This is a genomic window from Actinospica sp., assembly GCF_035552695.1.
Taxonomy (GTDB): domain Bacteria; phylum Actinomycetota; class Actinomycetes; order Streptomycetales; family Catenulisporaceae; genus Actinospica.
Window position 1 is genome coordinate 1 of the sequence record NZ_DASZKT010000087.1, and the last position, 21,071, is coordinate 21,071.

17 protein-coding genes are annotated in these 21,071 nt (G+C 69.4%); 6 read left to right on the forward strand and 11 right to left on the reverse strand.

The genetic code is table 11. The features are described from left to right. Positions 1-684: aldo/keto reductase (locus VG296_RS11075; protein ID WP_325565560.1), on the reverse strand; the 684-nt coding region annotated here is incomplete at its 3' end. Between the two features lie 59 nt (positions 685-743). Then, a complete protein-coding gene (fumC, locus tag VG296_RS11080) occupies positions 744-2,162 on the reverse strand; it encodes a class II fumarate hydratase (protein WP_325565561.1) in 1,419 nt (472 codons plus the stop codon). 59 nt (positions 2,163-2,221) lie between these two features. Between fumC and VG296_RS11085 the strand changes: the two genes are divergently transcribed. Then, entirely contained in the window at positions 2,222-2,425 is a 204-nt protein-coding gene (locus VG296_RS11085) for a hypothetical protein (RefSeq protein WP_325565562.1), read from the forward strand. An 80-nt stretch (positions 2,426-2,505) separates the two neighbouring features. Here VG296_RS11085 and VG296_RS11090 read toward each other — a convergent pair whose 3' ends face one another. Continuing rightward, on the reverse strand, positions 2,506-5,481 hold the full coding sequence (locus VG296_RS11090) for an RICIN domain-containing protein (RefSeq protein ID WP_325565563.1): 2,976 nt from the start codon (positions 5,479-5,481) through the stop codon (positions 2,506-2,508). 273 nt (positions 5,482-5,754) lie between these two features. Between VG296_RS11090 and VG296_RS11095 the strand changes: the two genes are divergently transcribed. Then, positions 5,755-8,811 carry a glycosyl hydrolase family 95 catalytic domain-containing protein gene (locus VG296_RS11095; RefSeq protein ID WP_325565564.1) on the forward strand — a complete coding sequence of 1,019 codons (3,057 nt, stop codon included), beginning with the start codon at positions 5,755-5,757 and terminating at the stop codon, positions 8,809-8,811. A gap of 106 nt (positions 8,812-8,917) precedes the next feature. Here the strand turns inward: VG296_RS11095 and VG296_RS11100 are convergent, their stop codons facing one another. Both VG296_RS11100 and VG296_RS11105 read right to left on the reverse strand, forming a co-directional pair. After that, positions 8,918-10,588, reverse strand: coding sequence for a GDSL-type esterase/lipase family protein (locus tag VG296_RS11100; protein WP_325565565.1), 1,671 nt, complete (start codon positions 10,586-10,588; stop codon positions 8,918-8,920). 201 nt (positions 10,589-10,789) lie between these two features. Continuing rightward, positions 10,790-11,353, reverse strand: coding sequence for a hypothetical protein (locus tag VG296_RS11105; RefSeq protein ID WP_325565566.1), 564 nt, complete (start codon positions 11,351-11,353; stop codon positions 10,790-10,792). 135 nt (positions 11,354-11,488) lie between these two features. Between VG296_RS11105 and VG296_RS11110 the strand changes: the two genes are divergently transcribed. After that, positions 11,489-12,031 carry a UTRA domain-containing protein gene (locus VG296_RS11110; protein ID WP_325565567.1) on the forward strand — a complete coding sequence of 181 codons (543 nt, stop codon included), beginning with the start codon at positions 11,489-11,491 and terminating at the stop codon, positions 12,029-12,031. Positions 12,032-12,058: 27 nt separating this feature from the next. Here the strand turns inward: VG296_RS11110 and VG296_RS11115 are convergent, their stop codons facing one another. From VG296_RS11115 to VG296_RS11140, 6 genes are all read right to left on the reverse strand, one after another. Continuing rightward, positions 12,059-12,526 carry a TIGR00725 family protein gene (locus tag VG296_RS11115; RefSeq protein ID WP_325565568.1) on the reverse strand — a complete coding sequence of 156 codons (468 nt, stop codon included), beginning with the start codon at positions 12,524-12,526 and terminating at the stop codon, positions 12,059-12,061. A gap of 38 nt (positions 12,527-12,564) precedes the next feature. Next, positions 12,565-14,040, reverse strand: coding sequence for an MFS transporter (locus VG296_RS11120; RefSeq protein WP_325565569.1), 1,476 nt, complete (start codon positions 14,038-14,040; stop codon positions 12,565-12,567). 105 nt (positions 14,041-14,145) lie between these two features. Then, a complete protein-coding gene (locus VG296_RS11125; RefSeq protein ID WP_325565570.1) occupies positions 14,146-14,733 on the reverse strand; it encodes an NAD(P)H-dependent oxidoreductase in 588 nt (195 codons plus the stop codon). Between the two features lie 19 nt (positions 14,734-14,752). Further along, positions 14,753-16,213, reverse strand: coding sequence for a benzaldehyde dehydrogenase (locus VG296_RS11130; protein WP_325565571.1), 1,461 nt, complete (start codon positions 16,211-16,213; stop codon positions 14,753-14,755). An 11-nt stretch (positions 16,214-16,224) separates the two neighbouring features. Then, positions 16,225-17,808: a thiamine pyrophosphate-dependent enzyme gene (locus VG296_RS11135; RefSeq protein WP_325565572.1), complete on the reverse strand. Its 1,584-nt coding sequence runs from the start codon at positions 17,806-17,808 to the stop codon at positions 16,225-16,227. Then, complete coding sequence (locus tag VG296_RS11140; RefSeq protein ID WP_325565573.1) at positions 17,802-18,806, reverse strand: fumarylacetoacetate hydrolase family protein; 1,005 nt, start codon at positions 18,804-18,806, stop codon at positions 17,802-17,804. Before VG296_RS11140 ends, VG296_RS11135 begins: the two co-directional genes overlap by 7 nt. Before the next feature lie 145 nt (positions 18,807-18,951). On the opposite strand from VG296_RS11140, the gene VG296_RS11145 reads away from it, so the two are divergent. The 3 genes from VG296_RS11145 (at position 18,952) to VG296_RS11155 (ending at position 21,042) form a co-directional block, all read left to right on the forward strand. Further along, entirely contained in the window at positions 18,952-19,746 is a 795-nt protein-coding gene (locus tag VG296_RS11145; RefSeq protein ID WP_325565574.1) for an IclR family transcriptional regulator, read from the forward strand. Positions 19,747-19,788: 42 nt separating this feature from the next. Then, a complete protein-coding gene (locus VG296_RS11150) occupies positions 19,789-19,992 on the forward strand; it encodes a hypothetical protein (RefSeq protein WP_325565575.1) in 204 nt (67 codons plus the stop codon). Positions 19,993-20,079: 87 nt separating this feature from the next. Beyond that, on the forward strand, positions 20,080-21,042 hold the full coding sequence (locus VG296_RS11155; RefSeq protein WP_325565576.1) for a hypothetical protein: 963 nt from the start codon (positions 20,080-20,082) through the stop codon (positions 21,040-21,042). The last annotated feature ends 29 nt before the right edge of the window (positions 21,043-21,071 follow it).

Genomic DNA, 21,071 nt, shown 5'->3' on the forward strand with positions numbered 1-21,071 from the left:
CCCGGCACCGGCCGCCTGCTCCGCTCGCCAGTGCCCGCTGATCAGCCCGCGCGAGAGCACGCCATACGCCGTGATCCCGATCCCCAACTCACGCGTCGCCGGCAGGATCGACTCCTCGATCCCGCGCGAGATCAGCGAGTACTCGATCTGCAGATCGGTCACCGGGTGTACGGCATGCGCCCGACGAATCGTCTCAGCACCAACCTCCGACAGGCCGACCTGCCGCACGTAGCCAGCCTCGATGAGCTCCGAGATCGCACCGACCGTCTCCTCGATCGGCACGGCCGGGTCCAGCCGGGCGGGCCGGTAGATGTCGATGTAGTCGACACCGAGCCGAGTGAGCGTATACGCCAACGCGGTCTTCACGGCCGCGGGCCGCGTGTCGACGCCGATGACCGGACCGTCCGGGCCGCGCTGCGCCCCGAACTTCACCGAGATCCGCACCGACTCGCGCGGGATCCCGAGCTGCCGCAGTGCACGGCCGAGCAGCATCTCGGCGCTCCCCATGCCGTAGTAGTCCCCCAGGTCGAGCAGTACCGCGCCCGCGGCGACGGCCGCCTCGATCGTCGCGACGGACTCCGCCTCCTCCGCGGGTCCGTAGAGCCCTGACATGCCCAGCAGTCCGAGGCCGAGCGCGCCCGTGTCCAGCGCGGCCGAACCGGTCCCCAGCGTCCGAGTGATCATCGTCGCCTCCACGTCCTATTTGCTTGCGTCCGCAAATAGACTAGCGCTCCGGGCGGCGGTCAGACCATGCCGCGCGGATCGACGATGCGGTCGAAGTCCTCCGCGCTGATGTAGCCGGTGGCCAGCGCCGCCTCGCGCAACGTCGTGCCTTCGCGGTCGGCTTTGTGCGAGATCTCGGAGGCGTGGTCGTAACCGATCGCCGGGGCGAGCGCGGTGACCAGCATGAGCGAGCGGCCCAGGTACTCCTCGATCTGACGGGTGTTCAGCTCGATGCCCTCAATGCAGTATTCGCGGAAGGTTCGGCACGCATCGGCGAGGATCGTGGCCGAGTGCAGGAAGTCGGCGATGACGATCGGTCGCATGGTGTTGAGTTCGAAGTTGCCCTGCGAACCGGCGAGGGCGATGGCCCCGTCGTCGGCGAGCACCTGGATGCACACCATCACCACCGCCTCGCACTGGGTCGGGTTCACCTTGCCCGGCATGATCGAGCTTCCGGGCTCGTTGGCGGGCAGCCGGAGCTCGGCCAGTCCCGCGCGCGGCCCGGAGGCGAGCCAGCGGATGTCGTTGGCGATCTTCATCAGCGCGACGGCGAGGCCGCGCACTCCGGCCGAGGCGGCGACCATCGCGTCAAGACCGGCGAGCGCGGCGAACTTGTCGGCCGCGGTACGGAAGGGGTAGCCGGTCGAAGCCGCGATCTCGGCCGCGATCTGCTCGCCGAACCCGGGTGGCGCGTTCAGCCCAGTGCCCACCGCCGTGCCGCCCGCCGCGAGTTCGTACAGGCCCTCGGCGGAGGCAGTCGCCTGCTCGGCCGCACGACGCAGTTGATGCGCGTAGCCGGTCCACTCCTGGCCCACGGTCAGCGGCACCGCGTCCTGCAGATGGGTGCGCCCGATCTTGACGACGTCGCGCCACGCCGCGGCCTTGGCCTCGATCGCCGCGCAGAGCAGTTCGACGCTCGGCAGCAGTCGCTCGTGCAGAACGCGCACTGAGGCGATGCGCATCGCCGTCGGGAAGGTGTCATACGAGGACAGACCCATGTTGACGTGGTCGTTCGGGTGGATCGGGGACTTGCTGCCCAGCTCGCCGCCGACGAGCTGGATCGCCCGGTTGCCGATGACCTCGTTGACGTTCATGTTCGACTGGGTCCCCGAGCCGGTCTGCCAGACGTACAGGGGAAAGTGATCGTCCAGCTCCCCCGCGATCGCCTCGCCGCCCACCCGTGCGATGAGCCGGGCCATCCAGTCCTCGAGCCGGCCGGCGCGTCCGTTGACGAGCGCCGCGGCCCGCTTGATGTGCCCGTACGCGTGGTAGACGGCCTTGGGCATCCGGTCATCGCCGATCGAGAAGTGAATCAGCGACCGCTGCGTCTGCGCGCCCCAGTAGCGGTCCGCCGGGACCTCGATCGTCCCCATGGCGTCGGATTCCGTGCGTGTCCCGGTCGCGGTGAGGCCGACGGGCAGGTCAAGGATCTCTGTCATACGTCAAGCTTCCCCCACGACGGTGGCCCCGGCGGCACGAAACGCCATAGGGTGGCGGGGTGTCGAACAACAATGATCTTGATCCCGCCGCCAGCACCCAGATGTTCCAGGCCTTCGTCGAGCGCGGCGAAGCCAAGAACCCGACCTCGGTCGGACGCGCGTCCGCCCCGAGCGGTTCCGGCAGCAACGGCAAGGTGATCGGCATCGTCCTCGCCCTCGTGGTGGTCGTCGCCGTCGTCGCCTTCGTCGCGCTGCACAAGTAGCAGACAAGTACGCGAGCGAAGGACCCGGGGTCCGGCCGATCCCTGTGACGGCCGGACCCCCGGGCTGCTCAAGCCCCGCCTCAGGCCTCCTGGACCAGCCGGAAGGCCTGGTTCGAGGTGCCGTTGCAGGTGTCGACGGTGAGCTGGACTCCATTGGCCGTCGAGGAGTTCGGCACGGTCAGGCACAGGCCGCTGTTGCGCGCCTGGAAGGTGTAGTACCCGCCTGAGGTCGCCACCGGCTCCCACTGCTGGTTCGTGCCGCCGCCGTTCGACCAGAGCTGCACGCCGGTGCCGGGCGACGTGGCACCCGTGCCGCCGGTGACGTCCCAGACCAGATTCGCGCTCGTGGTCTCGCGGCTGAGTACCGAGTAGTAACCGCTGCTGGTCGGGGCGAGCTGCCATTGCTGGTTGTTGGCCCCGCCGCAGGACCACTGCTGCAGGATGGCGCCGTTGGCCGTGCCGAAGTTGGCGTCGTCGGCGCAGGAGCCGCTGTTCTCGTTGACCACCTCGTACCAGGCGGACGAGTTGATGGTCGAACCGGAGCCCGACGTCGAGGTCGGAGTCGGAGTCGGGCTCGATGTCCCGGTCGGAGTCGGGCTGGAACTCGTGGTCGGCGTCGGGCTCGTGGTCGGCGTCGAGGTCGGGTTTCCGCCGGCCGCGGTGAACGTCAGATAGTTGAAGTTCCAGCCGCCGTTGTCCTCGTCCACGACCAGTGTCTGCCGGCCGGCGGGCAGGTTGACGCTCGCCGTCACCGTTGCCCAGGTCTGCCAACCGCCGGTGGCGGCGACGTCCACCGCGCCGGACAGGTCGGTGCCGGAGGAATCGGTGACGTGCAGCGCATCCGTGACGGCGGACGGCGCGGCCACCCGGAAGCCGAGCGTATACGTACCCGCTGTCGCGACGTCGACGGTGTAGCGCAGCCACTGGCCCTGCGAGTTCCAGCCGACGTCGTCGCCACCACCCGTGTCGGAGGTGGCCTCCAAGTCGACGCCGTCGGACCGGTAGCTGTTGCCGGTGCCGTTGACGGAGTTGACGTTGTAGCCGATGCCCTGGCCGCCGGTGTCGTAGTTCTCGGCCTGGACGGTGCCGGGCACCGCGGCCGCCGAGCCGCCGTACGCGCCCTCGGACGTGGAGTTCTGCCAGCTGTTGTCACTCGTCGTCGCCGTGAATCCACTGGAGTCGTTGGCGAATGCGGTGAATCCGGAGCCGAGCCCGGTCACCGAGTTGCCCGTCAGGGTGGCGCTGCCGGAGGGCGCCGGGTAGTACGGCGGCGAGATCACCACACCGTTGCGCCACGGGTTGATCACCTGGTTGTCCGACAACGTGGTGCCGGTGGACGTCGAGAAGGCGATGCCGTCGTAGACCGACTGGATCACGGTGTTGTCGGTGACCACGGCGTTCGAGACCGTCCCCGTGTTCTGACCATCGCCGCCGTTGCCGACGTGCAGAGCGGGCTGGCCCTGGTTGTACGCGTTGCCGCCGGAGCGGACGACCACGTTTCCGGAGACGGTCGCGCCGGTCATGTCGCTGCCGTTGACCCCGAAGCGTCCCACGCCGAGACCGATGTAGCGGGCGGTGTCGGCGAGATAGTTGTTCTGGACGTGGTGGCCGGAACCGCCGTAGACGCCGATGCCCTTGCCACCCCACGCCGCGATGACCGTGTTGTGGCTCATGGTGATGTTCGTCATCGCCGTGTACGTCGTCGATCCGTTGTATGCGACCGAGTTGATCGCCATTCCGTCATCACCGGTACCGCGGATGAAGTTGTTCGTGGCGGTCAGATTGCTTCCGGACGTGCCGGTCAGGGACACGTTGTTGAGGTTGCAGCCGTCCGCCCAGATCGAGGTGAAGAAGTTGTTCTCGACCACGCCGCCGGAACCCGAAGCCCACACGCTGGACTCGACGTGCTGCACCCACATGTCCTCGATGGACCAGTTGTCGCCGGTCGTGTCCTCGGCACCGCCGCCACCGTCGACGGTCGCGCGGCTCTGCGAGTTCGAGTCGATGTGCAGGTCCTGGAGGTGGCAGGACGTGCACTGGAAGAGCGAGCCGAGGGGCGAGCTGTTGGGCAGCGGCACGTCCCGATAGATCTCGCTGTAGAGATATCCGGCGCCCTCGACGGTGATGTTGCTGACGGGAAGGCTGTTCGTGCCGATCACGTAGAACGTGCCCTGCGGAATCCAGAGAATCTTGTTCTGTGACTCGGCCTGGCTGATGCAGTTCTGAATATCCGCCGTACTGTCGGTGGCTCCGGCCGCGGCCGAGCCGTTGGTCGGCGTGTTGTCGGCGGTCGCACCGCAACTGGTGATCGAGATCGAATTCGCGGGCTGCGCGGCCGGGGCCGGCGCGTTCCAGAGGTCGATCGAGTTGATCCAGTAGAACGACGAGCTGTTGGCGGAGTCCTTCTGCAGCGAGAAGGTCGCACCGGCCGGAATCGCGGCGCCGGAGATCGAGGCGTGGAACTCGTCCCAGAAGTTGCGCGGGCTGCCGTCGGCGGGGTTCTGGTCGCTGCCGTTGTAATTGTTGTTGCCCTCGTACTGCCAGCTCTGCAGCGAGTTCATGGCGAGCGCCTGGCGGAAGGTCCCGTTCACGTACAGGTCCAGCGTCGCGGTCTGGCCGCCGCCGGAGGAGGAGTCCGGAATCGACGCACGGACGTTGACGAAGCTGATCGGCTGGCCGGTCTCGTTCGTCCACTGCACGGACTGCCCGTTGCCGGTCAGCTGCACGTAGGCGTGCCCGGACGCCTCGCCCTGCGGACTGTCGTACTGCGACGTCGGCGCGGCGGTCAGCGACACGACGCTCGCCCCGCCGCCGAGCTGGCCTTCAGGGGCCTGATACGTCGCGAACGGCGTGGTCGCGCCGGCCACGCTCGGCGAGGGCGTGTCCGGCGCCTGGTACGCGGACTCCGACGGCGCCGCCGCGAGGGCGGTCGAGGAGGAGAGCACAACGGCGGTGAGGCCCGCCGCGGCGACCGCGGCGGCGGTGGCGGCGATCAGGCCGAGTCGCGCGACACCGCGGACCTTGCGACCGTCCTGCGGGTGGGTTCGTCTACGCATGGCCGAAAACTGGCATCAGTTGTAACGCGGTGTCAAGGCACTTGCGCAAGAAGCAAATCCGCCAGGGCAAGATTTGAATGAAACTTTGGAATCGGCGGATCGCACGCAACATCCCAGCTTAGAGGTCCCATGATTATGATCGCCAGTGTCCCAACGGTTCCGGAACCACCCCGATTGTCTGGACGGCTGCCCGATCAGTGCGCTACAACACCTCCGATGTGTCAGCCTTGGCGAAACATGAGACCCAACGCAACGAAGCGTGCAGGAGGACCCATGCCCACCCGGTCCCGCTACCGCAGAATCCTGATAGCCACCGTGGCGGTCGCGCTGGTCGCGCCGGCCGCCGCCGTCTGGCAGTCCGCGACGCCCGCCGCCGCGGCGTCGCTGACCACCGCCTGGCAGAACGGCGCCTTCTCCACGAACGTCGGAGGGGTCGTCTCGCGCTCCGACGTCGTGCTCGGCCAGCCGAACTCCGCCGCCGCCCAGTCCCTGCCGCTCGGCAACGGCTCGCTGGGCGCGGCGGCCTGGGCGGCCAACGGATTCACCGCGCAGCTCAACCGCAGTGACACCATGCCGTACCGACTCTCCCCAGGTCAGGTCTCCATCCCCGGTCTGTCCGCCATGACCTCCGCCTCGAACTTCTCCGGAAATCTGGATCTCTACAACGGAGTGCTGCACGAATCGGGCGGCGGCATCACGATGAACGCCTGGGTGGCCGCGGGCAAGGACGAGCTCGTCGTCGACGTCAGCGGCGTGAACGCGTCCACCCAGCAGTCCGCGACGCTCAGCCTCTGGTCCGGCCGCTCCCCGTCCGCCAGCACCTCCGGCGCCTACGCGAGCCTGGCGCAGACCTGGCAGGACAACTCGCAGTCCGGCAACTCCGGGCAGACGTTCGGCGCGATGTCCACGATCACCGCGGGCGGGCAGAACGTCAGCACGTCGGTGGTCAACTCCACGCAGGTCAAGGTCAGCTTCACGCCGAACAGCAACGGCACGTTCCGGGTCGTCGTCGCCGCGCCTTCGTGGACCGGCGGCAATCCGGAGAGCACCGCCCAGTCGCTGATCGGCGGCGACGCGTCCGCCGCCGGCTCGTCGCTGCTGGCCACGCAATCCTCGTGGTGGAACGGCTACTGGGCGAACAGCGGTCTGATCGAGATCAACTCCTCGGACGGCACCGGCCAGTACATGGAGAACCTGCGCACGCTCTACCTGTACGACGAGGCCGCGAGCATGAAGTCCGGCACGTATCCCGGCTCGCAGGCCGGCGTGGCGGACATGTTCGCCTTCGACCAGGACCAGCAGGACTGGTACCCGGCCGGGTACTGGCTGTGGAACCTGCGCGGGCAGATCGCCGCGAACCTCAGCTCGGGCGACTTCAACCTGAACGTCCCGATCTTCGACATGTATCTCAACGACCTGCCCTCGATCGAGTCCTGGACGAACGCTCAGATGGGCGGCAAGCCGGGGGCCTGTGTCCCGGAGACCATGCGGTTCAACGGCAACGGCTACTACAACGGCGGCAACAACACGCAGAACGCCTCGTGCGCGACGGCGTCCAGCCCCTCGTACAACGCGCTGAACGTCACCAGCGGCGCGGAGATCGCCCTGTGGGTCTGGCAGCAGTATCAGGACACCGGGAACGTGAGCTTCCTGCAGAAGTACTATCCGATCCTCGAGCAGACCGCGACGTTCCTGCTCGCATACCAGTCCGTCGGCTCGGACGGCTTCCTGCACGCGACGGCGAACGCGCACGAGACCCAGTGGGCGGTGACCGACCCGACGGACGACATCGCCGTCGACCAGGCCCTGTTCCCCGCCGTGGTCAAGGCCGCGACGCTGCTGAACACCGACTCCTCGCTGGTGTCCCAGCTGCGCACCGCCGAGAACCAGATCGAGCCGTATCCGCGGGCCGGCCAGTCCAGCCTGACGACGCTGCTCAACTCGCAGCCGACCTCCGCCTCCACGGTCGCCAACCTCGACAGTCAGGGGGCTGACGTGATCGCGGACTCGTACCAGCCGTCCGCGACGCTGCACAACGGCGAGAACATCGGCCTCGAGCCGCTCTGGCCGTACGGCGTGATCGGCGACAGCACGGTCGTCAACGGCGACAATCTCACCGCGCTCGAGGACCGAACCTACAACTCCCGGCCAAACTCCGCCGGTTCGGACTGGAGCTTCGACGCGGTCGACGCCGCGCGGCTCGACATGGGTAGCCAGGTCGCCTCCGACCTGACGACGATCACCGAGAACTACCAGGCGTACATCAGCGGCATGGCGAACCTCTTCAACGGCAACGTCGGCGACGAGCCGTACATCGAGCAGCAGTCCACCGTGGCCACGGCCCTCGACGAGTCTCTCGCGACCGACTACGACGGCACGCTGCGCTTCGCCCCCGCCTGGCCGTCCGGCTGGGACGGCTCCGGCACCGTCTACATCCAGGGCGGTTCGAAGGTGGACGTGCAGGTCGAGGGCGGAACCCTGGCTACGGCCGCGATCGTCGCCGGTTCGACCACGACGATGACCGTGCGGAACCCGTGGTCCGGCTCCCAGGCCGAGGTCGTCAACGGCTCCACCGGCGCCGTCGTCGTATCCCCGACCACCGCGAGCACCTTCGGCCTGCCGGTGACGGCCGGGAGCAGCTACCTCGTCGAACAGCCCTCCAACCCGACCACGTCACTCGCGTTCGCCCAGGTGACCGGCACCCAGGCAAGCGCGTACAAGACCCTGGGCAGCAAGCAGATCGGCCTGCCGAAGGGCAGCGCGGCGAGCAACCTGGCCGCCTCGTTCAACGACGTGGGCATCACCGCCGACAACAACACCGCCCCCGGCGACTGGGACGGCGGCGGGGCCAGCTTCTCCGAGACCGCGCTGACCAACGCGGGCGACGGCCCGGGCGCGAGCATCAGCAGCGGCGGCCTCACGTACACGATGCCCGGCGCGGCGGCCGGCGCGAACGACAACACGGTCGCCGAGGGTCAGACGATCGACGTATCAGGGTCCGGATCCCACATCGGATTCCTGCTCTCCGCCAGCTACGGGCCCGCCTCGGGCACCGCCACCATCACCTATACCGACGGGAGCACGCAGAGCGCCTCGCTGAACGCCCCCGACTGGTTCTCCACCTCCGCCCCGAGCGGCGGCACCGTGGCCGTCAACTCGACCTACCAGAACCGGCAGGGCAACACGACGTACACGCACACCGCCGACATCTTCGCCGAGAACTTCGCTCTCAGCTCCGGCAAGACCGTCGCCTCGGTCACCCTGCCCGCAGGCTCGGCCCTGACCTCCGGAACCCCGGCAATACACGTCTTCAGCATCGCGATCGGCTGAGGGCTGAACGGCTGAACGGCAACGTCCGCGCGTCTTCCGCTCCCCCACCAGTGGGAGCGGAAGACGCGCGGACGTTCGTTCTCCCAGAGATTCTATTCCCAGAGATTCAGCTGTCCTGGATGAGGTCGAACTCCTCCCAGGCGCCGATCGCGGTCCGGTTCGCGATCAGCGACTGCGCGCCGGCGTTCTCGGCGGTGACGTAATCGCCGTTCGCGTCGGCCTTCAAGCTGACGCTCCCGTCCGAGTTCTGGACGAGCTGGAACGTCTCCCAGGCGCCGACCGCGGTGCGATTCGCGATCAGCGGCTGCGCACCGGCGTTCTCGGCCGTGACGATCAGACCGTTGGCGTGCGCGCGCAGCGCGATGTAACCGGTGCCTTGGGAAATCTCGTCGAACTGCTCCCAGATGCCGACGGAGGTCCGGTTGGCGATCAGGGCCGAGCCGCCGCCGTTGTCCGCGGTCACGATGTCGCCGTTGGCGTGTGCCCGCAGGCTGATCACCGGCACGTTCGGCGGGGTGAACAGGCCGAGGTTCACCGCGTTGCCGATGGCCTGGTAGCCGGCGTCGTTCGGGTGCAGGTGGTCGCCGCTGTCATACGCCGACAGGTACCACGTCGGGTTCGACGGGTCGTGCGTCGCCGTGTCCTGGTCGATCACGCCGTCGCAACCACTGCTTCCGCTGCGGATCCACGTGTCGATCGCGTCGCGCGCTGTCTCGCCGGACTGGTTCCAGTACCCGGCGCCCTGATACGGCGTCAGCGTCGAGCAGATGAACTTGATCCCGTTCTGATGCGCGGCGGTGATCAGCTGCTGGATCCCGGAGATGAGCTGCGCCGAGGTCGGTTGCGGGCTGGTCGAGCCGAGGTCGTTGATCGGATCGTCGGAGAAGATCACCCAGCGCACGCCCGGCTGGCCGAGCACGTCCCGGGCGAAGCGGTTGAGCGCGCTCTGCCCCGCTCCGTCGACCAGCAGCCGATTGCCGCTGATCCCCTCGTTCAGTACGCCGATCGTGTCACCCGCCGAATTCAGCCGCGACGCGAGGACGTCAGTCCAGCGGTCGTTCCCGTCGACGGTCGAGACGTATCCGTCCGTGATCGAGGCACCGAGAGCCACGACAGAGCCCTGCGAATTCGCGTTCTGCACGTCCAGGCTGGAAAGGAAGAAGTAGCTGTTCTCGGTCTGCGCGTTGGACAACCCGGCCGCGCCACTCACGTCCCCCGAGGCGATGAAGCTGTTGGCCATGGAGAACTGGTGGTAGGTCGACGGGCCGGTGTTGTTCGGCAGAAAGAAGCTGATGGCGATATTCGTCAGCGCCGGGACCGCGAACGCGATGCTGTCGCTGATACCGGTGCCCCCGGCCGCGATGCTGACCGAGCCCGAGCCGCCGAACGTGACCACGTGATCGGTCCCGCTGACGATCGAAGACCCCGAACCGGCCTCGGCCACGTGCACGTCGCTCACGGTCAGCGCCGAACTGCCGAAAGCGTTGGACAGCTGCAGCCGCGTCGCCGTACCGCTGATGCTCGTGTGCACGACCTGCCGGATCGTCTGCCCGGAGAACGTGTCGCCCCCGCTCTGCGGCGCGGTCGCCCACGTCCCGGTCCAGTACCCGCTGGTCGGATTCGCCGCCGCGGCCGGCCTGACCGAGGTGACTGTGGCACGGCTTGCCGTGCTTGCTGTGGTGGTCGTGGCGCTCGCCGCCGCGGCGGTCGTCGTCGTCGCGCCGATCAGCGCCAGCGCCGTGGTGGCGACGGCGCAGACTATGCGCATCCTGAGCATGGAACAACTCCTCGAAGGTCTTGCCGGGACGGATGTGGGTGTGTGTGGGTGCGGAAGGCCGTCTCAACCCTCTCGTTCTGGCCGTCAACGTTTCACCGGAGCGAGCCGCCGTCAAGACGAGTCCCAGCAAAGAACTCAGCACTCTAAGTAAGATCTGAACGCATCTTTGGAATACGGATACCGCGTCCGCAGACGGCGCGTCTATTGCGGTTGCGCGGGGGCGGCGGCGACGTCGCGGTATCGCTCGTGGGCGGTCTGCCGGGTGACGCCCAGTGCCTCGCCGATGGATTCCCAGCTCAGCTCTCGGGCGCGGGCGGCGCCGACTGCCGCGGTGACCTGGGAGCCGACGTGCGCCTGCGTCACACGCAGGGCCTTGATGACGGCCAGCGGCCTGCCATCGAACTCGCCCGCCTTTCGCGCGGCATCGAGCGTGTCGATGAGGACCTCGCCCGCCTTGGCGACGGTCAGAAGGTAGACGGTGACCTCGTCCATGTGCGCGTCCCACTGCGCACGCGCCGCATCCTCCGCCTGCGTGTCGTAGGCAGTGCGGTCTCCGCGCCACCCGCACACGCACGTCGGCAGCAGCCACGCGGGTTCCACCCCCGGGTCGTCTGAGGCACTGCCCGCCGACCACCAGCCGCCCCGGAACTCCATCTCAAACCACTGGTGCCCGGCCGCGTACGTCGGGATCACTCCATTGGCCAGCACGCCGATCGGGTGGCCCTCGTGTTCCTCGTCCGGGACCCCGTCATAGATCCAGCCCATCACGCACCTCTTCAGCGTCAGGGAGCTCTTACGAGTGGCCTGTCAGGACTTCCTTACCTCAGACCGTATGGGACTCCTGACAATATCGCAAGGCGCATAGGATCCAGTCGGGTGACCTCGGCCGAAAGGTTTGACATGTCAGAGTGGATCACATCGTCGCAGCCGTATCTCTCGCCGCGTGACGCCACGTCGCCCGATCCCTGGCAGGCAGAGGCCGCCCGTGCGGGACACGTCGGTGGCCATCGGCTGGTCCTCGTCGAGATCCAGGTGCCGCCCGCCCGTGTCAGTGCCCTGCTGGGTGCGGATCCCGGCAGCGAGGCCGTTCTGCGTCGCCGCGTCGTCACGCTCGACGAGAGGCCTGTCGAGATCTCGGACTCGTGGTACCCGGCGGCGATCGCGAACGGCACGGTCCTCGCCGAGAATCGCCCCATCAAGGGTGGAGCTCTCCGCGCACTCGCCGACCTCGGCTACTCGGCCACGCGCCACGTCGAGGAGATCGCCGTCGTCGATACCCCGCCGCAGCTGCGCGACGTGTTGCCGGACTCGCCGGTCATCGAGCTCACCCGAACGAGCTACACCGCGAACGACGTGCCCTTCGAGACGGCCGTGATGCTGATGAGCCGTGACATGGCCCCTGGAGTTCCGCGCCGCTTCCGCTACGAGTTGAAGTCAGCGTGACGTCGGCGTGAGTCGAGCAGCGAGGCGTCAGTCCAGCGCTGCTGCTACCGCGGCGTGCGGCGTTGGGGCGTAGCGGATGCCGGGGACCTGATCGCCGTGGGCGTCGAGTACTCGCCAGCCACCGAGGCTGACCACGCGGCTTGTGCCGCGGCGGACGGCGAGTGCCACTTCTGACAGGGTGCCCCAGGAGCCGCCGACCGCGATCAGGGCGTCGCCGGCCTGGGCCACGAGGTTGTTGCGTGCCTCGCTCATGCCGGTCGGAAGTGCGACCGAGAGGTGCGGGTTCGCGCCTGTTCGGTCGCGGCCGGAGAGGATGCCGACGACGATCCCGCCCGCCCGGGCCGCGCCCTGCGCAACGGCGCCCATGACGCCGCCGTAGCCGCCGCACACCACGACGGCGCCGCGCTGTGCGAGGAGGCGGCCGACCTCGGCAGCCTGGCCGAGTTCTTCGGCTGTGGCGTCGGACGGTCCGCAGACGGCTACCTGGAGGGGCATGGCGACAGTATCGCGCGGATCGGAACCTGGAATACCGGTCAGGCGGATCCGGCCCCGGCGGCGTGGACCAGCGGGGTGGGCTGGTCGGCGGGCGCACGGTGCGGGATGAGGATGTCCGCGGTGGCTATCAGGAAGGTGAGCGCGGCCATGGCGGCCGAGCCGAACAGGCTCAGTTGCGCGGCCTCGTGGAAATTGCCGTGCGAGCGCGCGAGTTCGCCGAAGTAGAGCGTCGCGGCCAGCGCCGTGCCCATCGCGGTGCCGACGCGCTGGCCGGTCTGGAAGCCGCCGGCGGCCATACCGCCCTGCTCGCGCGGGACGCTGTGCATCGTCAGCGTCTGGTTCGGGGCGATGACCAGTCCGCTGCCGATGCCCGCGATCAGCAGCGGCAGGGCCAGCGTGGCCGCCGCGCCGCTCGGGTTGAGGTTCCGCAGCTCCAGTCCGGTGACGAACAGGCCGACGGCCACGGCCAGGCAGCCGACGGCGACCATCCGCTGGCCGAAGCGGTTCACCAGGCGTCCGCTGCCGACCGCGAAGACCGCCGAGGAGATCACGAAGATGATCGTGGTCAGTGCTCCGTGCAACGGGGTGAATTTCAGCCCCTGCTGGAAGAACAGGGAGAAGGTCAGGAAGATCCCGGTGAATCCGGCGTAGAACGTCGTGCCGATGGCCGTTCCGACCGCATAGCCGCGGATCGCCACGAGCTTCGGCGCGAGCAGCGGCATACCGCCACGAGCGTCGAGCACGCGCTCCCAGACGAAGAAGCCCGCCAGCAGCACGACACCCAACGCGAGGCGCCACCAGCCCGGCTGGGACTTGGCGCCCTCCGCGTCGATCAGCGGCAGCATGATCAGCACCACGGCCGCGCCGAGCAGGGCGGTACCGACGAGGTCGAGACTGTGCCGCTGGTACCTGGTCCGGTCCCGCGGAAGGACGAACCAGCCGGCCACGAGTGCGACCACCGCGATCGGCACGAAGACGTAGAACACGTACCGCCATGCGTCGTGGCCGCCGATGCCGTTGAGGATCGCACCGCCGACGATCGGGCCGATGGCGGTCGAGACGCCCACGGTGGCCCCGTAGAGCCCGAAGGCGCGGCCGCGCTCCTTCGGCGGGTACATCTGCTGGATCAGCCCGACGGACTGCGGCGCGATCAGGCCGGCCGACGCGCCGCGGGCCAGCCGGGCGAAGACGAACATCGCTCCGCTGGTGGCGGCGCCGCAAAGGATTCCGGTGGCGGCGAACAGGAACAGGCCGAGCAGCAGCAGCCTGCGTCGGCCGAACAGGTCACCCAGTCGTCCGGCCGGGACGAGGACGAGCCCGAAGGCGAGGGAGTATCCGGAGACCGACCAGGAGACCTCGGCCGTGGTCATGCGGAGGGATTTCTCCATGGACGGCAGGGCCACGGCGACGATGCTCACGTCGAGCAGTGTCAGGAACCCGCCGATCAGGCAGATGACGAGCGCGGCCCCGCGGCGGGCGGTGGCCTCAGTGCTTGGTGCGCGAGTTGTTTCCATTGTCGGTACACCCCTTGGTCGACATTGACTCGGTGGTGGAAGTGGTGACGGCGGTCTGTGCTGAAGGTTCGTGCTCCGGAAGGAGGCCTGAGGCACTTGCCGACATCAGCGCCGCTCCCGCTCCATCACCGGTCCCGTGCCGAGGGCGGTCGTCAGCCTGCTGAGGGCGTCGAGCAGGAGCCCGGCGCCCTCGTCCGCGCGCTCGTTGCCGGTGAACGGCTCGCCCGGCTGCACCGCCCGCGCGATCTGCGGAATCGTCACCGCGTTGCCGGACGGGACCATGCCGAGCGCGGTCACCACCGGCAGCAGGCCGCTCACGGCGCGGGCCCCGGCCGCCGCGGCGCCGTAGGAGACGAAGCCGACCGGCTTGCCGCGCCACTCCCGGTGCAGGAAGTCCAGGGCGTTCTTGGTCGCCGCGTTGTATCCGTGGTTGTACTCGGGCACGACGAACACGAACGCGTCCGCGGCGGAGACGATCTGACTCCAGCGCTTGGTGTGTTCGTGCACGTAGCGGCCTTGGCGCGGCGGATTCGGCTCGTCGTAGAGCGGCAGATCGACATCGGCGAGTTCGACGATCTGCACGGCGAACTCGTCGTGCTTGACCGCGAGGCCGTGGAACCACTGGGCCACCGCCGAACCGACGCGGCCGGGCCGGGTGCTGCCGACGACGATCTGCAGGACGGGCTTGGTCATCTCGTTTTGCCTCACGGGCCTAGAACGGGTACGGGGTGATCGAGCCCTGCAGCGTCAGCCACTGGGTCTCGGTGAAGGCCTCGATATTGGCCGAGGCACCGCCGAAGCGCGCGCCGTTGCCCGAGGCGGCGGCACCGCCGAAGGGTGCGGTCGCCTCGTCGTCGACGGTCTGGTCATTGATGTGCACGAGTCCGCTCGGGATCCGGTCCGCCAGGGCGAGCGCCGCGTCGAAGTCGTCGCCGAGGATGCCGAGGGAGAGCCCGTATTCGGTGCTGCGGGCCAGGCTCACCGCCTCGTCGATCGTCGAGAACGAGGCGACCGGCGCGACCGGGCCGAAGATCTCCTGCTGGAAGGCGGGAACGGACGGGGTGACGTCGGCGAGCACGGTCGGCCGATAGAAGAGCCCTTCATAGGTGCCGCCCGCGGCCAGCCGCGCGCCCGCCGCCACGCTCGACGTGACGACCTGGTGGATCTTGTCGCGCTGGCGCTCGTCGATCACCGGACCGAGCGCCACCTGCTCGCGCGCCGGATCGCCGACCGGAAGGTGCCCGGCCTTCTCAGCGAGCAGATTCACGTACTGATCGACGAGGCTCTCGTGCACGAGATGACGACCGGTGGTCATGCAGATCTGGCCCTGGTGGTTGAAGGACCCGAAGGCACCTGCGCTCGCGGCACGCTCGAGGTCCGCGCCTTCGAGCACGATGACGGCGGAGTTGCCACCAAGCTCCAGGTGGACGCGCTTGAGGTGGTGCGCGGCGAGTTCGCCGACGCGGCGGCCCGCCACCGTCGATCCGGTGAAGCTGATCACGCGCACGCGTGGGTCGGCCACCAGCGCCTCACCCGCGGGCACGCCGCCGGGCAGCACGTGCAGCAGACCGTCGGGCAGCCCGGCCTCCTCGAAGATCCGGGCGATCGCCACTCCCCCGCCGACCGCGGTGCGCGGATCGGGCTTGAGGATCACGGCGTTGCCCAGGGCGAGGGCGGGTGCGACCGACCGGATGGCGAGGATCAGCGGGAAGTTGAACGGGGAGATCACCCCGACCACGCCCACCGGCAGCCGCCGCGTCAGGCTCAGCCGCGGGCGCGCCGTCCGGACCACCTCACCGTACGGCTGGGAGGCCTGCGCGGCCGCCTCGTAGCACTCCTGCGCGGCGGTAGCGACTTCGAACCCTGCCTTGGGTGCGATCGACCCGGCCTCGCGGACCAGCCAGTCACCGACCTCGGCCGCGTGCTGCTCCCAGAGTTGCCCGGCCCGGCGCAGCACCGCGGCGCGCTCGGTGTAGGGCAACGCGGCCCACGTGCGCTGGGCCGTGGCCGCCGCGGAGGCCGCCGCGGCGACGTCCTCCGCGTCGGCGATGCCGATCCGGCCGATCTCGGCGCCGGTCGCGGGCTCGACGACGGCCGCGTCACCGCCCTCGGCCTTGATCCAGCCGTCGCTGAAAATCTTCGATTGCCACATGTCTTCGTTGAGCAGGCTCATCGGTTCGCCTTTCAATCGGTGGAGACGCGCACGTCGAGGAGCAACGGATCGTTGCGCGCGGCGAGGGTCGGGATGACTTCGTCGAGGACTGCGAGCAGTTCGGCGTGCGTGGTGATGCGCCGCGAGGGGCAGCCCAGCGAGCCGGCCAGCGCGGCGATATCGATCTCTGCGAATCCCGGCCACGGAGGCTTGCCGCCGTGCTCGGCCGCGAGTTGGTCCATCACCGCGTAGCGGCCGTTCGTCAGCACGATGAACAGCGCGCCGCATTCGTAGCGCGCTGCACTCCAGAGCCCTTGGATCGCGTAGAGCGAGGAGCCGTCGCCGAGAAGTGCCACGACGGGACGGTTCGGGTTGCCCATGCGCAGGCCCGCGGCGGCGGGCAGGGCGAATCCGAGCCCTCCCATCGCCGCGCTGACGAAACCGCCGGACGACCGTGCCGGGAGCAGCCGGTGCAGGTCAGGCCTGCTGGAGGGCGTCTCCTCGACGACGACCGCATCGCGCGGCAACCGCTCGGCAAGCGCCGTGAAGACGCGCACGGCCGTCAATGAGCCGTCCGACGGCGACGCGGCGGCCGGTCGACGACGCTCGTCCGACGCCGCAGGACGTTGGCGCAGCCGGCGAGCCAGGTCCGCGCAGACGAACGCGGGATCGGCGAGGAAGGCGAGGTCGGCGGCGCTGTGGTGCAGCTCGTCGGCGGCGTCGGAGAGCACTGCGACAGTGGTCCCGTCCGGCACCAGCCGACCCGCCTCGTACCCGTACAGCCGGAAGGCCGGCGCGCCGACGACGAGCACGAAGTCGTGCCCGTCGAGCGTCGATCGAAGGCCACTGCGACCCGGCGGCAAATGCCCGGCGAACAGCGCGTGGTCCTGCGGGAATCCGGCGCGCGCACCGAAGGCCTCCTGCCACACCGGCGCGCCGAGCCGTTCGGCGAGGGCGACGAGCGCGGCCCAGCGCTCCGGCGTGTCCGCGCCGGACCCGGCCACGATCATCGGCCGCTCCGCCACATCGAGCAGCGATGTCAGATCCCTGACCGCCGACTCGCCCTGCCGGGGAGAGCGGACCAGCGCGAGCGGCGCGGCGAGTTCGCGCTCATCGTCATAGGGCGCGCTCCAGTCGTCCATCGGCACGACCACGATCGCGGGCCCGGAGTGCTCGACGGCCTCGTGGTACGCGCGCAGCAGCGCGGCGGGCACGTCCTGCGCGAGCGTCGGCTGCGCGGTCCACACGGGGTAGCCGCCGGCCAGCCCGTCGAGCCGACCGGCCAGGAACGGCTCGAGGGCCAGGTGACGACGGTCCTGCTGGCCGACCACGACGACCAGCGGCGCCCGGTTCGTGCGCGCGGTGGCGATCGCGCCGACCGCGTTGCCGAGTCCGGCCGTGGTGTGCAGATTCACCAGCGCCGGCCGGCCGGTGGCGAGCGCGTAGCCGGTGGCCATGCCGACCACGGAGCCCTCGTGCAGGGCGAGTACGAAGGCGAAGTCCTCGGGCAGGTCGGCGAGGAACGCGATCTCGGTGGAGCCCGGGTTGGCGAAGACGCGGTCGAACCCGCAGCCTCGCATCACCTCGAACGCGGCCTCCCGCACCGTGCTCACCATGACGTGCCCCCGCCGCCCTCGATCGAACGCGCGGCCGTCGCGCTCTGCCGCAGCACGGCGTTCTCCATCACGCCGAGCCCCTCGACCTCTCCGCGCAGCACGTCGCCGGGCACGATCGGCGCGACGGCGGCCGGCGTGCCGGTGGACAGCACGTCTCCGGGGCGGAGGGTCAGCGCCGAGCTGAGCCAGGCCAGCTGCTCGGGGATGTCGTGCAGCATCCCACTCGTGTTCCCGTCCTGACGCTCCTCGCCGTTGACCCAGCAGCGCACGCGCAGCTTGTGCGGGTCGGGGATCTCGTCGGCGGTCACGAACCAGGGCCCGACGATGCCGAAGGTGTCGAAGCCCTTGGCCCGGTCGAGCAGGTGCCGGTCCTGCGCGCCGATATCGCGGGCGCTCAGATCGCAGAACGCGACGTAGCCGGCGACGGCGCTCATCGCGTCCTCGCGCTTCAGGCCGCGGCAGCGCCGGGAGATGACGGCCGCGAGCTCGATCTCCGGCTCGACATGGGAGCTGATAGCCGGATAGCGGATGTCGTCATAGGCGCCGGCGAGCGAGCCGGGCGCCTTGACGAAGCCGCGCGGGGCCGGTGGACCGTCCGGCTCGGGTCGATCCGGCCGGCTCGGGTCCGCCGTATTCGGGCGCTGACGCGGATAGTTGCCGCTCATCCCCCAGACCATGCGCGGCGAGCCGACCGGCGGGCCGAGCAGCTTGGGCACGTGCAACCATGTGCACCCGTCGTGCAGGTCACCGCTGCCGGCCCGCTCGGCGGCCCACTCGTGGAGCCGACGCACCTCGGTGAGCTCCGGGTCGTCGCGCAGCAGCGCGGGCAGATCGGATGCGATCGCGCGCTCGGCCTGCGCCACGGCGTCCGCGCGGCACACGCCCTCGAGCACCAGCCGACGCGTGTGGGCGGCGCGAAGGTCGAGCAGCGCGTGCGGCACGATGCCGGGGAAGCAGAGCCGGTCCCCGAAGTAGGTTCTTCTGACCGCGATCTTCATCCGCGGGCCCACTCTCGTTTCGACAGTACCGAAGGATTTGGCAGAGGAGCCAGAACGGGTGGCGACCACGGTTGGCCCCTCTGCAGTCACATGAGCGTATTTGTGAGCTTCCCTCAGGGAAAGAGGGGGGCGTAATATTTCGACCATGTCGAAAGATCTGGGCACGAGCGATACCGTGAGCAAGACCCTGCGCACCCTGCTGCTGCTCGCCGCGCACGACTCGATGCGGGTGACCGATCTGAGCCGGGAGCTGGACGTCGCGGTCTCCACCGCGCACCGGCTGCTGCACATCATGGGCCTGCACGGATTCGTCGAGCAGGACGCGGGCTCGCGCCGCTACCGGCTCGGCGCGGCGGCGCTGAAACTCGGCCGCCGACCGATCGGCCGGAACCTGGTCGCGACCGCCCACCCGCACCTGCAGAGGCTGTCCACCGAGCTCGGCGAGACGGTGAACCTCGTGGTGCTCGACGGTTCCGAGACGCTCTTCCTCGACGGGGTCGAGTCACGCCAACTGGTGCGCGTGGCCACCCGGACCGGCGCGCGCATCCCCGCGTACGAGACGGCCGGCGGCAAGGCACTGCTGGCCAGGCTGCCCTTCGCCGTCGTGCGCGGCCTCTACGCGGAAGGCCTCGCCCGCGCCACCCGCTTCACCGTGCCCGACCTCGCGGAACTCGAGCTCGACCTGGCGCGGACCAGGGAACGCGGCTACGCGCTGAACCTCGGCGAGCACATGCCCGAAGTGTGCGCGATCGGCGTGGCCGTGGGCAGCGGCGCCGACGCGTCGCTCACCGTGGCCGGCCCAAACACCCGCTGGGACCGAGACCGCCTGGTCAAGCTGCTGCCACGCGTCCAGGCCGCCGCCGACGCGATCGCACTGGACCAGCGCGAGGCAGCGGCACTGGACGAGAGTGAGGCGGCCGCGCTGGAAGGACGAGAGTGAGGCGACCGCGCCCGACCAGCAGGAGGCGACAGCGCTCGACTAGTGCGAGCGACAGCGCCGGACCAGCGCGAGGCGACAGCGCTGGACCAGGGTGAGGCGGCCGAGCTGACCGGGGACGCTGCGGATGCAGGATCCCGGGCGGCGCTGCGGGCGTACTTCGGCACGCTCGCCGAGATCTCGCACAACCCGCTGCTCACGGCACGAAGTTCCCGCGGCCGCGCTACCGGGGGAGCGCGGCGTTTCTAAGAAACTTCATATTCCAGCCCCATCCGGAACAGAGAATCGCTGGGCATCCTCTAGTTTGTAGGCAGCTCATAGAGAGGGTGACTCACGATGAACGACTCCGTTCCGACCGGCCCCTACGGAGAGCAGGGGGCAGACGGTACCGCACCGGCGGCCGCACAGCCGCCGCTGAACTCGCCGGACGGCCCGCAGCCGACGGTCAACGGCCCGCAGCAGTTCAACGCGGCGCAGCAGGCGGCGATGAACGCGCCGGACGGCCCGCGGCCGCCGCTGAACGCGCCGCAGCCCGGGCTCGTGCCCGCGTCCGGGCCGGAGCAGCAGAAGTCCGGACTGCGTCGGCTGTTCTCGCGCAGGCGCAACGTGGTGATCGCGGGCGCCTTGGCGGTGTGCGTGGCGGCCGGGATCTCCATCGGCTTCGCCGCCACCTCCGGCTCGTCGGGCAGCACGACGACGGCCGCGTCGTTCCCCTTCGCCGGAGCCTCGGGCGGCGCGGGGGGCGCGGGGGGCGGATCCAACGCCCGCTCCGGACCGGAGCCCGGCGGCACCTCGGGCACGGTCAGCGGCGTGTCGGGTTCGAGCTTCACGCTGACGACCACCGACGGCCAGAAGGTGACCGTCAACGAGAGTTCGTCCACCACGTACGAGAACGGTTCGAGCTCGACGACGGCCAGCGCGATCACGACCAACACGCCGGTGCTCGTGCTCGGCACCGTGAACAGCACGACGATCAGCGCCACGCAGGTGACGATCGAGCCGGCGAACAGCCCGTACACCACGGCCAATTCGGCGGTCGAGGCGTTCCAGCAGGGATCGCCGAGCACGGCGAAATCCGTCGGCACGATTCCCGCCGACTACACCGAGGGTCAGGGCACGATCGTCACCGGCAGCACGGCGAACCAGGCGACGGTGGCCGCGCTCGCCGCCTACCCGGGCGTGCTCGTCGACCGCGTCGTCCAGCTGAGTGACGGCACGTACGAGGTCCACACCATCGGCGCCAACTGGCCGCACCATGTGTTCGTCAACACGAGCTTCCAGGTGGTCGGCGCCAACTAGGCAGAGCAGACCAAGGCAAGTGCGTGCCG

Bases quoted from the DNA above. Each gene is read 5' to 3' on its own strand.
- VG296_RS11130 (WP_325565571.1), bottom strand. From the start codon at position 16,213: ATGAGCCTGCTCAACGAAGACATGTGGCAATCGAAGATTTTCAGCGAC.
- fumC (WP_325565561.1), bottom strand. From the start codon at position 2,162: ATGACAGAGATCCTTGACCTGCCCGTCGGCCTCACCGCGACCGGGACA.
- VG296_RS11120 (WP_325565569.1), bottom strand. From the start codon at position 14,040: ATGGAAACAACTCGCGCACCAAGCACTGAGGCCACCGCCCGCCGCGGG.
- VG296_RS11115 (WP_325565568.1), bottom strand. From the start codon at position 12,526: ATGCCCCTCCAGGTAGCCGTCTGCGGACCGTCCGACGCCACAGCCGAA.
- VG296_RS11140 (WP_325565573.1), bottom strand. From the start codon at position 18,806: ATGAAGATCGCGGTCAGAAGAACCTACTTCGGGGACCGGCTCTGCTTC.
- VG296_RS11100 (WP_325565565.1), bottom strand. From the start codon at position 10,588: ATGCTCAGGATGCGCATAGTCTGCGCCGTCGCCACCACGGCGCTGGCG.
- VG296_RS11095 (WP_325565564.1), top strand. From the start codon at position 5,755: ATGCCCACCCGGTCCCGCTACCGCAGAATCCTGATAGCCACCGTGGCG.
- VG296_RS11110 (WP_325565567.1), top strand. From the start codon at position 11,489: ATGTCAGAGTGGATCACATCGTCGCAGCCGTATCTCTCGCCGCGTGAC.
- VG296_RS11145 (WP_325565574.1), top strand. From the start codon at position 18,952: ATGTCGAAAGATCTGGGCACGAGCGATACCGTGAGCAAGACCCTGCGC.
- VG296_RS11105 (WP_325565566.1), bottom strand. From the start codon at position 11,353: ATGGGCTGGATCTATGACGGGGTCCCGGACGAGGAACACGAGGGCCAC.
- VG296_RS11135 (WP_325565572.1), bottom strand. From the start codon at position 17,808: ATGGTGAGCACGGTGCGGGAGGCCGCGTTCGAGGTGATGCGAGGCTGC.
- VG296_RS11090 (WP_325565563.1), bottom strand. From the start codon at position 5,481: ATGCGTAGACGAACCCACCCGCAGGACGGTCGCAAGGTCCGCGGTGTC.
- VG296_RS11155 (WP_325565576.1), top strand. From the start codon at position 20,080: ATGAACGACTCCGTTCCGACCGGCCCCTACGGAGAGCAGGGGGCAGAC.
- VG296_RS11125 (WP_325565570.1), bottom strand. From the start codon at position 14,733: ATGACCAAGCCCGTCCTGCAGATCGTCGTCGGCAGCACCCGGCCCGGC.